Annotated in this window: 11 protein-coding genes; 3 read left to right on the top strand and 8 right to left on the bottom strand. The window is 59.4% G+C overall.

Going from position 1 to position 13,070, the window contains the following annotated elements; genetic code table 11:
- Positions 1–164: 164 nt before the first annotated feature.
- From KBY08_RS23500 to glnA, 4 genes are all read right to left on the bottom strand, one after another.
- A complete protein-coding gene (locus tag KBY08_RS23500; protein WP_003405232.1) occupies positions 165–782 on the bottom strand; it encodes a DUF4124 domain-containing protein in 618 nt (205 codons plus the stop codon).
- A gap of 11 nt (positions 783–793) precedes the next feature.
- Complete coding sequence (locus tag KBY08_RS23495; protein WP_096104455.1) at positions 794–1,330, bottom strand: DUF4124 domain-containing protein; 537 nt, start codon at positions 1,328–1,330, stop codon at positions 794–796.
- A gap of 77 nt (positions 1,331–1,407) precedes the next feature.
- Positions 1,408–1,965, bottom strand: coding sequence for a chorismate mutase (locus KBY08_RS23490; protein ID WP_003405228.1), 558 nt, complete (start codon positions 1,963–1,965; stop codon positions 1,408–1,410).
- A 163-nt stretch (positions 1,966–2,128) separates the two neighbouring features.
- Complete coding sequence (gene glnA / locus KBY08_RS23485) at positions 2,129–3,535, bottom strand: glutamate--ammonia ligase (protein ID WP_003343817.1); 1,407 nt, start codon at positions 3,533–3,535, stop codon at positions 2,129–2,131.
- Positions 3,536–3,871: 336 nt separating this feature from the next.
- Between glnA and thiI the strand changes: the two genes are divergently transcribed.
- Both thiI and typA read left to right on the top strand, forming a co-directional pair.
- Positions 3,872–5,326: a tRNA uracil 4-sulfurtransferase ThiI gene (gene thiI / locus KBY08_RS23480; RefSeq protein ID WP_003426934.1), complete on the top strand. Its 1,455-nt coding sequence runs from the start codon at positions 3,872–3,874 to the stop codon at positions 5,324–5,326.
- 142 nt (positions 5,327–5,468) lie between these two features.
- Positions 5,469–7,289 (top strand): translational GTPase TypA, encoded by a 1,821-nt coding sequence (gene typA / locus KBY08_RS23475; RefSeq protein WP_003405222.1) that lies wholly within the window; start codon positions 5,469–5,471, stop codon positions 7,287–7,289.
- A gap of 100 nt (positions 7,290–7,389) precedes the next feature.
- On the opposite strand, the gene KBY08_RS23470 is transcribed toward typA, so the two are convergent.
- The 3 genes from KBY08_RS23470 to KBY08_RS23460 form a co-directional block, all read right to left on the bottom strand.
- The gene (locus tag KBY08_RS23470; RefSeq protein WP_003316379.1) at positions 7,390–8,214 is read right to left on the bottom strand and encodes a DeoR/GlpR family DNA-binding transcription regulator; all 825 of its coding nucleotides are present in this window, start codon (positions 8,212–8,214) and stop codon (positions 7,390–7,392) included.
- A 130-nt stretch (positions 8,215–8,344) separates the two neighbouring features.
- A complete protein-coding gene (locus KBY08_RS23465; protein ID WP_024641627.1) occupies positions 8,345–9,118 on the bottom strand; it encodes an L-iditol 2-dehydrogenase in 774 nt (257 codons plus the stop codon).
- Between the two features lie 39 nt (positions 9,119–9,157).
- Entirely contained in the window at positions 9,158–10,474 is a 1,317-nt protein-coding gene (locus KBY08_RS23460; protein ID WP_060409229.1) for an ABC transporter substrate-binding protein, read from the bottom strand.
- Between the two features lie 282 nt (positions 10,475–10,756).
- Between KBY08_RS23460 and KBY08_RS23455 the strand changes: the two genes are divergently transcribed.
- Complete coding sequence (locus tag KBY08_RS23455; RefSeq protein ID WP_024652175.1) at positions 10,757–11,656, top strand: AraC family transcriptional regulator; 900 nt, start codon at positions 10,757–10,759, stop codon at positions 11,654–11,656.
- Here the strand turns inward: KBY08_RS23455 and KBY08_RS23450 are convergent, their stop codons facing one another.
- Positions 11,657–12,916 carry a cation:proton antiporter gene (locus KBY08_RS23450; RefSeq protein ID WP_003405216.1) on the bottom strand — a complete coding sequence of 420 codons (1,260 nt, stop codon included), beginning with the start codon at positions 12,914–12,916 and terminating at the stop codon, positions 11,657–11,659. It lies immediately after the preceding gene.
- Positions 12,917–13,070 lie beyond the last annotated feature (154 nt).

Raw genomic sequence — 13,070 nt, 5'->3', positions numbered from 1 at the left:
ACCAAGGCTCCGAAAAGAAGCGCTTTATCTGCAAAATCGGGCCGTTTTTGTAAAGAGTGCCCGCATACGGCGCTACCCGGCCAGGGTTCCTGAACCAGATTGGGCTGTATTGTTGCGCAGGCAGGCATTGAGCGCACCAAAAAGGTGCTGGTGCTTTGCCGAGATCAGAAGAAGGGCAGAATGCTGCTTTTTGGCTCGGGCTTGTCCTTGAGCGGACACTCCGGACGCACGCCGTAGTCATCATCCTTGCAGGGGTGGGTCGCGCGCTTTTGCGCCAGGGAAATGCGCTGCACGTGAAACGGCTGGTTCGGGGTTTTTTCCAGAACACGGCCAAGCTCGTCGAAAATCTCTACCGACAGTTGATGGGTGCCGCGATCTACATTGCTCAGCGGGAACACCGGGCTGCGGCCGGCCTGACCGACGGCAACGTTATCCAGCAGCAGCCGGTAGCTGTGGCCCGCCTGTAACACCGGTTCGCTGGTGACGGTAACGATCAGGTCGCCACTGGGATTGACCAGGGTAGCGTCCGGTTCGGGCACCAGGATTCTCAGCAACTGGTAATGAAACATCGGTTGTACTGCCGGTTTGGCGGGGTGGGCCTTCAAGGTGCGGGTCGGCGGCGTGCCGGTCATGTTGTTGCTGGGGGCGATGTCGACGCGGGTGGCGTTCTTGCGCGGCTGGTCGGTAAACACCCGATTACCCTGCGCGTCGATATAGGTGTAGACGTCGGCCACTGCGGGCAGCGTCAAGAGCAACAACAGGCAGGTCAGCAGGCGGCGCATCGTGTGTCTGCTCATGGCTTGCCGAGGTGTACGCGCTGTACGGTCAGGGTGATGGTTTCGCTCTGCTGAATGATCCGCTCGCCGTCTTTCACGACCACCGCGAAACTGTGTTCACCGCGATCTGCGTTGACCACCTGAAAGCGCGGCAGGTTGGAAGGCTGCCCGTACAGGTTGCCGTCCAGCAGCAGTTGCAGGCTGTGAGTCGGTTGCAGGCGTGGCTCGATCTTCACACCGATGATGAACGTGCCATTGTTGGCGCGTAAGGCTTCATCGGTGGGCAGGTCTTTCAGTTCCAGCACGTCGTAGGCCGTTTGCGGCTGCGAGGGTGGCGCCACAGGGGCCGGTTGCGGCTCGCGGTTGAGGGCTGGCCTGGAAGGCGTCTGCGTTTCGATGCTGTTTAGCGGCGGTAACTCGACCACTTCGGTCTTGGCCCCGTTGGGCGGCTGATTGCTGAACGCGGTGTTGCCGTTCGCATCGGTGTACTTATAGATCTGCGCCAGCGCAGGCAGGCTGATCAACAGCAGCAGGCAAATCAGACTTTGACGCATGAGACTCTCGACAGCAGGGCAAGATTGGCCGTCAGCATAGAACACATCGCCCTATGCTGCGCTATCCGCCTGATGTGTCAGAGTTTCGCAGGACAAAGGTCGGCTGTGGCCAGTACCAGTGCCTGATCGTGAATCGGGTCGGTCTGATAACGCTTCAGCGCCGCATCCAGTTGCATCCGGCAGGTTTCTGCCTTGCGCAGTGGCTGGAAGTCCGCGTAGGCCTGAAGCAACTGGGTCTGCAGGCGATCCAGCTTCGGACGAATGTCATCGACCAGACTGAGCCTGACCGTGTCGGGCGCCTTGCCTGCCGCGTGCCATTGGGCGAGCAGGGCGTTCTGCACCTGTTTATTGGCTTCGATCTGCGCGCGGAACAGGCGTTGAACGTCATCGGGGTCGAGTTTGAACTCGGCAGCACGGGCCTGAGCGGCGCTGATCACTTGCAGCTCGCGCGGCGGGTCCTCGACGGCCTTGCCGCTGTCCCATTTGCTCAGGGCAACCTGATCGGCGATGGTCAGGCGCTCGCTGATCGCTTGCAATAGAGGTTCAAGTGCAGAAGGTTTTTGCTCGGCAGTGAAGGCGAAACAGGTAGACATGAACGTCATTGTCAGCAGGGAAGTGGCCAGAATAAGGCGCATGGCAGTTCCATCTCGGTTCGGTTGGGAGATGCAGATTTAACTCCAGGCGACCGGTCAGAGCCAGTGTTGCGGGGTGAACAAATGTTCACGCGGTAAAATCCGGGCAAAAAAAGACCTCCCGAAGGAGGTCTCCTGTTACGCCATCAACGCTGGCGTGGCTGGATCAGCAGCTGTAGTACAGCTCGTATTCCAGTGGGTGTACGAAGGTGCGAACCTTGATTTCTTCTTCGCTTTTCAGCTCGATGTAGGCATCGATGAAGTCGTCGCTGAAGACGCCGCCCTTGGTCAGGAACGCGCGGCCCTTGTCCAGTTCTTCCAGGGCTTCTTTCAGGCTGCCGCAAACTTGTGGGATCTCTTTGGCCTCTTCAGGCGGCAGGTCATACAGGTTTTTGTCAGCTGCGTCGCCCGGGTGGATCTTGTTCTGGATGCCGTCCAGGCCAGCCATCAACAGGGCCGCGAAGGCCAGGTACGGGTTGGCTGCCGGATCCGGGAAGCGTGCTTCGATACGGCGGCCGCGTGGGCTGTTGACGTAAGGAATACGGATCGAGGCGGAGCGGTTACGCGCCGAGTAGGCCAGCATGACCGGTGCTTCGAAACCCGGGACCAGACGCTTGTAGGAGTTGGTCGACGGGTTGGTGAAGCCGTTCAGCGCCTTGCCGTGCTTGATGATGCCGCCGATGAAGTACAGGGCGGTATCGGACAGACCGGCATAGCCTTCGCCTGCGAAGGTGTTCTTGCCATCCTTGGAGATGGACATGTGTACGTGCATACCCGAGCCGTTGTCACCGTACAGTGGCTTGGGCATGAAAGTAGCGGTACGGCCGTAAGCGTCGGCAACGTTGTGTACGCAGTACTTGAGGGTCTGAACTTCGTCAGCCTTCTTGACCAGCGTGTTGAATTTCACGCCGATTTCGTTCTGGCCGGCAGTCGCCACTTCGTGGTGGTGAACTTCAACGGTCTGGCCCATTTCTTCCAGAGCGTTGCACATGGCGGTACGGATTTCGTGGTCGTGGTCGACCGGTGGCAGCGGGAAGTAACCACCTTTGACGCCCGGACGGTGGCCCTTGTTGCCGCCATCGACGTCGCCGTCGGTCATCCAGGAAGCCTGTTCGGAGAAGATCTTGAACATGGAGCCGGAGATGTCGGACTTGAATTTCACTTCGTCGAAGATGAAGAACTCTGGCTCCGGACCTACGAATACGGTGTCGCCGATACCGGTCGACTTCAGGTATTCCTCGGCACGGTGGGCAATGGCGCGCGGGTCGCGGTCGTAGCCTTGCATGGTCGAAGGTTCGATGACGTCGCAGACCAGAACCAGGGTCGGCTCTTCGGTGAACGGGTCGAGCAGGGCGGTTTCGTCATCCGGCAGAAGAATCATGTCGGACGCTTCGATGCCTTTCCAGCCAGCGATGGAGGAACCGTCGAACATTTTGCCGACTTCGAAGAAATCGTCTTCCAGTGCATCGCGCGCAGGCATGGTGACGTGCTGCTGCTTGCCCTTGGTGTCTGTGAAGCGCAGATCAATCCACTTAACGTCATGATCTTTGATGAGTTGAACCGACTTCGACATGGTGTCCTCCGGGTGGCTAGAGACCGACTTGATAGAGTTATGGTCCCTTGAATTTGGGTGATGCCGGCGCAGATACTCTGCCAAGGCAACCTGCCTCACAAGGGAGCAATTTGCATGCCAGTGCCCCGTGTTGGGTTTTTTGCCTCAAACGCAGGTTTTCAGGGGGCGAAAACGCACCACGCGGGAAAAACACGCACCTTTATGGCGCTGCAATTTGGTGCGCCGACTCTTTTTGGTGCGTCGTTGATTGCGTGTACGATAACTGGTTAAACCTTGAGCAATTTCCGCTATAATCCGCGCCCCCCTTTTTTGGTCGGCACCTCACGCTCCGTTTCCATGAAACTAATCGTTAAAGTTTTCCCAGAAATCACCATCAAAAGCCCGCCGGTGCGCAAGAAGTTCATCCGGCAACTGGGCAAGAACATTCGTACCGTGCTCCGTGAATTGGACGCGGACATTGTCGTGGGTGGCGTATGGGACAACCTTGAGGTCGAAACCCGGCTGACCGACCCCAAAGTGCTGCAGGGCATCAGGGAGCGGCTGAGCTGCATGCCCGGCATTGCCAACTTTCTGCAGGTCGCCGAGTACCCGCTGGGCGATCTCGACGACGTCGTCGCCAAGTGCAAACTGCACTACGCCGACCTGTTGCCCGGCAAGATGTTTTCAGTGCGGTGCAAGCGCGCCGGTCGCCACGACTTCAGCTCCATGGACGTCGAGAAATACGTCGGCAGCAAGCTGCGCATGCAGTGCGGCGCTGCCGGAATCGAGCTGAAAAAGCCCGATCTGGTCGTGCGCATGGAAATTCGCGACCAACGGTTGTTTGTCGTTCACGACCAGCATCAGGGCATGGGCGGTTACCCGCTGGGCGCGCTGGAGCAGACCCTGGTATTGATGTCCGGCGGTTTCGATTCGACCGTTGCGGCCTACCAGATCATGCGCCGCGGCCTGATGGCGCACTTCTGCTTCTTCAATCTGGGCGGACGTGCCCATGAACTGGGCGTGATGGAAGTCGCGCACTTCATCTGGAAGAAGTACGGCAGTTCACAGCGGGTGCTGTTCGTCAGCGTACCGTTCGAGGAAGTTCTCGGAGAAATTCTGCAGAAAGTCGATAACAGTCATATGGGTGTAGTTTTGAAGCGTATGATGTTACGCGCTGCATCCGCCGTGGCCGATCGTCTTGAAATCGATGTGCTGGTCACCGGCGAAGCGATTTCACAGGTTGCCAGCCAGACGCTGCCCAACCTGTCGCTGATTGACGCGGCAACCGACAAGCTGGTCCTGCGGCCGCTGGTTGCCACCCATAAGCAGGACATCGTGGACCTGGCGACTGAAATCGGCACCGCTGATTTTGCCCGGCACATGCCAGAGTATTGCGGGGTGATTTCGGTCAACCCGAAGACCAACGCCAAGCGAAATCGCGTTGAGTACGAAGAAAAACAGTTCGACATGGCGATTCTCGAGCAGGCGCTCGAACGCGCGAAGCTGGTTTCGATCGATCGGGTGATCGACGATCTGAGCCGCAATGTCGATATAGAAGAAGTCAGCCAGGCGCTGGCCGGTCAGGTGATCCTCGACATCCGTCACCCGGATGCCCAGGAAGACCAACCGCTGCAAGTGCCCGGCGTGGAGATACAGACGTTGCCGTTCTACGCATTGAACAGCCGTTTCAAGGCACTGGATGACACGCGCCAGTACCTGCTGTATTGCGACAAAGGCGTCATGAGTCGCCTGCATGCCCACCATTTGCTCAGTGAGGGACATGCCAATGTGCGCGTATATCGACCGAGCTAAGTGCCCGGGGCTGTTTGCCTGTGGCTTGCGTCACCGGCCCCCCGACACCCGTCGTCATGCCGTTACGGCTTTTGCCGACTCAAAATAGTAATCGCTGTCCTTAACCAGTCAGCAGACCGAATCCTCTGATCGAGATACACAAGTGATCGAAAATCTACGTAACATCGCCATCATTGCTCACGTTGACCATGGTAAGACCACCCTGGTAGACAAACTCCTGCGTCAATCCGGCACTCTGGAGCGCGGCGAGCTCAACGACGAACGCGTGATGGACTCCAACGACCAGGAGAAAGAGCGCGGTATTACCATTCTCGCGAAGAACACCGCGATCAACTGGAATGGCTACCACATCAACATCGTGGACACCCCGGGCCACGCCGACTTCGGTGGTGAAGTAGAGCGCGTGATGTCGATGGTCGACTCCGTACTGCTGCTGGTCGATGCCCAGGACGGCCCTATGCCGCAAACCCGTTTCGTGACCAAGAAGGCCTTCGAAGCCGGCCTGCGTCCGATCGTGGTCATCAACAAGGTTGACCGTCCAGGCGCACGTCCGGACTGGGTTCTGGACCAGATCTTCGACCTGTTCGACAACCTGGGTGCCACTGAAGAACAGCTGGACTTCAAAGTCGTCTACGCCTCGGCCCTGAACGGTATTGCCGGTCTGGAACACACCGCCATGGCTGAAGACATGACCCCGCTGTACCAGGCGATCGTCGATCACGTCCCTGCGCCAAAGGTTGACCGTGACGGTCCGTTCCAGATGCAGATTTCCGCACTGGACTACAACAGCTTCCTGGGCGTCATCGGTGTTGGCCGTATCGCTCGTGGTCGCGTCAAGCCGAACACTCCGGTGGTTGCCATCGACGTCAACGGCAAGAAGCGTAACGGTCGTATCCTGAAGCTGATGGGTCACCACGGTCTGCACCGTATCGACGTTGAAGAAGCAGCTGCCGGCGACATCGTCTGCATCAGCGGCTTCGACCAGCTGTTCATCTCCGACACTCTGTGCGACCCACTGAACGTCGAAGCGATGAAGCCGCTGACCGTTGACGAGCCAACCGTTTCGATGACCTTCCAGGTTAACGATTCGCCGTTCTGCGGCAAGGAAGGCAAGTTCGTCACCAGCCGTAACATCAAGGAACGTCTGGACAAGGAACTGCTCTACAACGTTGCTCTGCGCGTTGAAGAAGGCGACACCGCCGACAAGTTCAAGGTCTCCGGCCGTGGTGAGCTGCACCTCTCGGTACTGATCGAAACCATGCGTCGCGAAGGCTTCGAAATGGGTGTTGGTCGTCCTGAAGTGATCATCCGCATGGTTGACGGCGTCAAGCACGAACCGTACGAAAACGTCACCATCGACCTGCCTGAAGAAGCGCAGGGCGCGATCATGGAGCAAATGGGTAACCGTAAAGGCGACCTGACCAACATGGTTCCGGATGGCAAGGGCCGTGTGCGCCTTGAGTACAACATCCCGGCACGTGGCCTGATCGGTTTCCGTAACGAGTTCCTGACCCTGACTTCCGGCGCAGGCATCCTGACCAGCATCTTCGACCGTTACGACGTGATGAAGTCTGGCGACATGTCCGGCCGTCAGAACGGCGTTCTGGTTTCGGTTGCTACCGGCAAGGCGCTGACCTACTCCCTGGAAACACTGCAAGCCCGTGGCAAGCTGTTCCTGGGTCATGGCGAAGACGTGTACGAAGGTCAGATCGTCGGCATCAACAGCCGCGACAACGACCTGGGTGTCAACCCAACCAAAGGCAAGAAGCTCGACAACATGCGTGCTTCCGGTAAAGACGAAACCATCGCTCTGGTTCCGCCTATCCGTTTCACTCTGGAACAAGCGCTGGAATTCGTACAAGAAGACGAACTCTGCGAAGTGACGCCAAAGTCGATCCGCCTGCGTAAGAAAATCCTTGGTGAAAGCGAGCGTACTCGTGCTGCCAAGAAGTCGGGCAACTGAGTAATCGGTTAGTCGGCTAGACACAAAAAACCCGGTCGCGAGACCGGGTTTTTTTATGCCTGCCATTCGTGGCCTGTGGCACAGCTCGCCTGGCGGCAAGCTACTTCGAACGGCCGCCCACTGGCGCCAGCAGCAACTCGATACGCTGCTTGCGAATCCCGTCGGCAGCCGCTTCGGCCAGGGCTGCGTCGGTGATGATGGTGTCGAACTGCTCGAGCCCGGCGACCTTGTACATACCGAAGGTGCCGTATTTGGAGCTGGTGGCGATCAACACGGTTTGCGAGGCGGACTGCATGGCGGCCTGCTTGACCTCGACCTTCAGCGCCGATGGTGTGGTGGTGCCGCGTTGCAGGTCCCACGAGCTGGTGGACATGAAGGCCACATCGGTCGCCAGCTGGCGCAAGGTTGCCGCTGCCAGGCCGCCGACGCTGGAACGATTCGGATGATCGAGCAGCCCGCCGGTATGAATCACATCCACATGCGCAGCATCGGCCAGCGCGTTGACCACGCCGAAATCATTGGTGACCACGGTCATGCCCGACAGCGCGATGATGTGCGGGACGATTTCGAGTGTGCTGGTGCCTGCGTCCAGATAGATCGTCATGTCCGGGTGCAAGAGCCCCGCTGCGAGCCGCGCCATGCCCTGCTTGTGTGGCAACTCCACCACCGCCTTGGACTGGTGGCTGGGTTCGCTGTGGACCTGGCTGGCGATACGCACGCCGCCGGTGACCGAGTAGGCGCGACCTTCCTGCTCCAGCAGGGCGATGTCGCGGCGGATGGTCATGTGCGAGCAATCGAACATCTCCATCAACTGATGCACGCTGAGCACCTGATGCTTGCGTAACTGACGCAGCATCAGCTCCCGGCGCTGATCAGGGATCATAGGTGTACCGCCGGAAATGGCGATCTCCTCTTCAGTGGACATTCGTACTCCTGTACATCAATGAGCCGGCTCAGGCAGCAGACGGTCCGCGCATCTTAGCCAATCGCTTCGGCAATGGAAGCGGTCGCAGGCTTTTTTGCGCGGTTCGGCTCATCTTTACCTCTGTCCCACTTCAATTCATCCAGTTGCCACCGTCGACGTTATAGGTCTGGGCGACCACGTACTCGCTGTCCGCTGAAGCCAGAAAAATGGCCATGCCGGTCAAATCGTCTGCCGTGCCCATGCGCCCGTAAGGCACTTGTTCGCCCACCAGCTTTTTCTTCTCGCCCAATGGCCGGTTTTCATGGCGGGCGAACAACGCATCGACGCCGTCCCAGTGTTCGCCATCGACCACACCCGGTGCGATGGCGTTGACATTGATGCCGTGCCGGATGAGGTCCAGCCCGGCCGATTGGGTCAGGCTGATCACCGCCGCCTTGGTCGCGCAATACACCGCCACCAGCGCCTCGCCCCGGCGCCCGGCCTGGCTGGCCATGTTGATGATTTTGCCGCCGTGCCCCTGGGCAATCATTTGCTTCGCTGCGGCCTGCAAGGTGAACAGCGTGCCAGCGACATTGATCGAGAACAGCCGCTCGTAGCTGCCGCGGGTGATGTCGACGATCGGTGCCAGGTCGAACAGCGCGGCGTTGTTGATCAGGATATCCAGCTTGCCGGCCTGCGCGACCGCTGCGGCAATGGCCTGATCGATGGACGACTGATCCGTGACGTCCATCCGCACCGCGTAAGCGTTGGGTCCCAGTTCGGTCGCTGTCGCCTGTGCGCGCTGCAGATCGATATCGGCAATCGCCACGCGCGCACCTTCGTGAATGTACGCCTGCGCAAACGCACGCCCGATGCCTCGCGCCGATCCGGTGATCAGCGCGCTTTTACCTTCAAGTCGTTTCATGGGTTCATCATCCGTTCAATACAGTTGAGGGCTGGCGCTCTACTTCGGGTAGCCGGCACGTTTCATCTCGCGTTCGGTCACCGCCTGCGCGGCTGTGAGCGCCTGTTCAGTGGTGGTTTGCCCGGTTACAGCGGCAGAAAACAGCTTGCCGACCGAGGTGCCGATGGCCTGAAACTCGGGAATGGTCACGTACTGGATACCGACATAGGGCACGGGCTTGGCCGACGGGTGCGCCGGGTCGGCGTGTTGCATCATCTGCAGTGTGACCTTGGCGAACGGCGCAGCTTTCAGATAAGCCTCGCTGTAGGTGGAGGCGCGGGTGCCAGGTGGCACGTTGCTGATGCCGTCTGTCTCGGCGACCAGCTGGATATACGCCTTGGACGTCGCCCAGGTGATGAACGCCTTGGCTGTATCCTTGTGCTTCGAGGTAGTCGGTATTGCCAGCGACCAGGCGTAGAGCCATGACGAGCCCTTGTCCGTCACTTCGACCGGCGCAGGTGCAAAGCCGACGCTGTCGACAACATTGCTCTGCTCCTTGTCGGTGGTGAACGAGCCGGCCACGCTGGCATCCACCCACAACGCGCATTTGCCGCTGTTGAACAGCGCGAGTGTTTCGTTGAAACCGTTGCTCGATACGCCCGGCGGGCCATAGTTTTTCAGAGTGTTGACGTAGAAATTCGCCGCCTTGCTCCATTCCGGGCTGGTCAATTCAGGTTTCCACTGCTCATCGAACCAGCGCGCGCCGAATGCATTGGCCATGGTGCTGAGCAAGGCGATGTTCTCACCCCAACCGGCCTTGCCGCGCAGGCACATGCCGTAAACGCCCTTGTCGGGCTGATGCAGCTTCGCGGCGAATTCGCCCAGCTGCGTCCAGGTCGGGTGTTCGGGCATGCTCAAGCCAGCCTGCTTGAACAAATCGGTGCGGTAATAAGTAATGGTGCTTTCGCCGTAAAAGGGCAGGGCATAGAGCGTGTCCTTGACTGACAAGCCTTGGCGCACCGAGGGAAAGATATCCTCCAGATCGTAGTCCGGCGCAAGGCCGGTGATCGGCTCCAGCCACTGTTTGGCGCCCCATAACGGGGTCTCGTAGGTGCCGATGGTCAATACGTCGAACTGGCCACCCTGTGTGGCGATATCGGTGGTCAGGCGTTGGCGCAGGACGTTTTCTTCGAGCACCACCCAGTTGAGTTTGATGTCGGGATGCTGCTGTTCAAAGGTTTTCGACAGGCGCTGCATGCGGATCATGTCGCCGTTGTTCACCGTGGCGATGGTCACGGTTTCGGCAGCCTGGACGGTCAGGTTGAAAAGGGCGGCGGACACGCCTGCGGACAGGAAAAGCGTTTTCCGAATGTTCATCGTAGTGCTCTCCACCCCGCGCCTTGTCTGGCGGGAGTCATTGTTTTTGTTGTTGGCCACGGTTGAGTCACCCTGGTGGACGGCTCGATTACAGCAGCCCTCAGGGTGCTGAACAAACGCAGGGCGGATGAGCGACTGATACTTTTTTAACCGAGCGCGCTCCGGCGGTCCGAAAGCAAAAAAGTATCAGTGTCGGTTTGATCGCGAGCTAGCGTTGGCCAGGCGCGAGGGCGTATGTTCAAGCGTCCACAGCGCATTCATAACGATAAAAAGGGGCATCCCGTGCCTGACAGCCGAGCCGCCTTGCTCGAGCAGCGCCCTGCCGAGCTTGAGGTTATTCTCCCGCAGCCCGACCACTGCTTTCGCTGGTACGAGCATGACTATCCCTACGCGCTGGCGCGCTGGAACCATCATCCGGAATTCGAAATCCATCTGATCCGCCAGGGCAGCGGCAAGCTGGTGGCCGGTGATTACATCGGTGAGTTCGCGGCAGGGCATGTGGCCCTGATCGGCCCGGATCTGCCGCATGACTGGATCGGCGATCTGGCCCCCGGTGAGCATCTGCCCGGGCGGGACGTGGTGCTGCAGTTCGACGGTGCAGCGTTGCTCGCCTTGCGTGGCACGCTGCCGGAGATGGGTGACTTGCAGCGTCTGTTCGAGCAGGCGCGACGCGGCCTGGAGTTCACCGGTGCGACAGCGGTGCAGGCCGCGCGCCTGCTCGAAGAGATTGGCCCGGCTCAGGGGCTGGAGCGGCTGATTCTGTTCCTGCAACTGGTCAACACGCTGATGAAAGCGCCTGCGCAGGAGGTTCGCCTGCTGGCCAGCACCTGGTATGCACCGACTCTGGATGCGCGCAGTTCCGAACGGATCAACAAGGCGTTCGACTATCTGTTGACCGAATTGACCAGCGATATTCGCCTGTCCGTCATCGCGCAGCGACTGGACATGAGCGATCCGGGTTTTTCACGCTTCTTCAAGCGCACCACGGGCCATTGTTTTATCGACCTGATGCGCAAACTGCGGGTCCAGCGGGCCTGCCGGTTGCTGCTGCACAGCGAGATGTCGGTGTCGGACATCTGCTTTGAAGTCGGCTATGCCAACCTGTCCAACTTCAACCGACACTTCCGCGTGGAGATGCAGCAGACGCCCAGTGAATACCGGCGCGCCGCTGCATCCGCCTGATCAATGCTCTGCCGGGTCTTTCGCCTGCGGGGCGCGGGTGACGGCATTCACCAGCTTGCCGATGGTCAGGCCCTGCAAGAGGATCGACAGCAGCACCACGATGTAGGTGATGCTCAGCAGCAGATCGCGTTCCGGCCCGGTCGGCAGCGCCAGGGCCAGCGCAACCGAGACACCGCCGCGCAAGCCACCCCAGGTGAGGATGCGGATCGTGCCGTGCGGCACCTTGCGCCAGCGACGCAGGAGCAGGATGGCCGGAGCGACGGTGACGAAGCGCGACAGCAGAATCGCCGCCGCCAGCAGGCTGGCTGCAATCAGGTGCTGCCATGAGAACGGCAACAGCAACAGCTCCATACCGATCAGCGCGAACAGCAGCGCGTTGAGCATGTCATCCAGCAACTCCCAGAAACCGTCCATGTAGCGACGGGTCATGTCGTTCATCGCCAGATTGCGTCCCAGGTTGCCGATGATCAAGCCGGCCACGACCATCGCGATAGGACCGGACACATGCAGTTCAGACGCCATCGCCGAGCCGCCGATCACCAGTGCCAGCGTGAGCATGACCTCGATCTGATACTGCTCGATGCTCTTGATCATCAGGTACACGGCGTAACCGATCAGGCCGCCGAACAGCACCCCGCCCACCGCTTCGTGAACGAACAGCAAAGCGGTTTCGCCAACCGTCGGCGTCTCGCCCAACTGCGCGATACCCAACAGCACCGTGAACACCACCACCGCGGTGCCGTCGTTGAACAGGCTTTCGCCGACGATCGTGGTCTTCAGCGGTTTCGAGGCGTTGGCGGTACGCAACACACCAAGCACCGCAATCGGATCGGTAGGCGAGATCAGCGCACCAAACAGCAGGCAGTACAACGGGCTGACGTGCCAGCCGAACAGGGCAAAGATCCAGTAGGCCAGTGCGCCGATCACGGTGGTGGCGATCAGTACCCCGAAAGTTGCCAGCAGGCCAATGGGCCAACGGTAGCTTCTCAAGTCGCCCAGGTTGACGTGCAGCGCCCCGGCGAACAGCAGAAAGGACAGCATCCAGTTCATCAGCAGGTCGCCGAAGTCGATCTGGCCGATCAATTGTTGAACGCGATCTTCCAGGCCGGGATAGCCCAGAAAGCTCAGACCCTGCAGCAGCAACGAGAACATCAGCGCGGTGACCATCACGCCGATGGTGGGCGGCAGGCCGATGAAACGGTAGTTCACGTAGGTCAGCAGCGCAGTGAGGCAGATAAAACCAGCAGCGAGTTCAAGCATCGGTCATTCCAAATCCGTAATTGCAGTGTCTCGATCACCGTAACCGAGCCTGTGTTTGATGGACCGGAACTACGTCCAGACACATCTCGACACGCCACAGTGGGGTTTGCGTTGACCACGCAGAGGCGGTGATGTTGCAAAAAAGGCCGGAATT

The organism is Pseudomonas sp. P135 (assembly GCF_020312125.1).
Classification (GTDB): domain Bacteria; phylum Pseudomonadota; class Gammaproteobacteria; order Pseudomonadales; family Pseudomonadaceae; genus Aquipseudomonas; species Aquipseudomonas fragariae.
The sequence above is the reverse complement of the archived record's forward strand: the minus strand, read 5'-3'. Positions and strand labels throughout refer to the sequence as shown.

Bases quoted from the DNA above. Each gene is read 5' to 3' on its own strand.
- KBY08_RS23500 (WP_003405232.1), bottom strand. From the start codon at position 782: ATGCGCCGCCTGCTGACCTGCCTGTTGTTGCTCTTGACGCTGCCCGCA.
- glnA (WP_003343817.1), bottom strand. From the start codon at position 3,535: ATGTCGAAGTCGGTTCAACTCATCAAAGATCATGACGTTAAGTGGATT.
- KBY08_RS23460 (WP_060409229.1), bottom strand. From the start codon at position 10,474: ATGAACATTCGGAAAACGCTTTTCCTGTCCGCAGGCGTGTCCGCCGCC.
- KBY08_RS23465 (WP_024641627.1), bottom strand. From the start codon at position 9,118: ATGAAACGACTTGAAGGTAAAAGCGCGCTGATCACCGGATCGGCGCGA.
- KBY08_RS23495 (WP_096104455.1), bottom strand. From the start codon at position 1,330: ATGCGTCAAAGTCTGATTTGCCTGCTGCTGTTGATCAGCCTGCCTGCG.
- thiI (WP_003426934.1), top strand. From the start codon at position 3,872: ATGAAACTAATCGTTAAAGTTTTCCCAGAAATCACCATCAAAAGCCCG.
- KBY08_RS23470 (WP_003316379.1), bottom strand. From the start codon at position 8,214: ATGTCCACTGAAGAGGAGATCGCCATTTCCGGCGGTACACCTATGATC.
- KBY08_RS23490 (WP_003405228.1), bottom strand. From the start codon at position 1,965: ATGCGCCTTATTCTGGCCACTTCCCTGCTGACAATGACGTTCATGTCT.
- KBY08_RS23450 (WP_003405216.1), bottom strand. From the start codon at position 12,916: ATGCTTGAACTCGCTGCTGGTTTTATCTGCCTCACTGCGCTGCTGACC.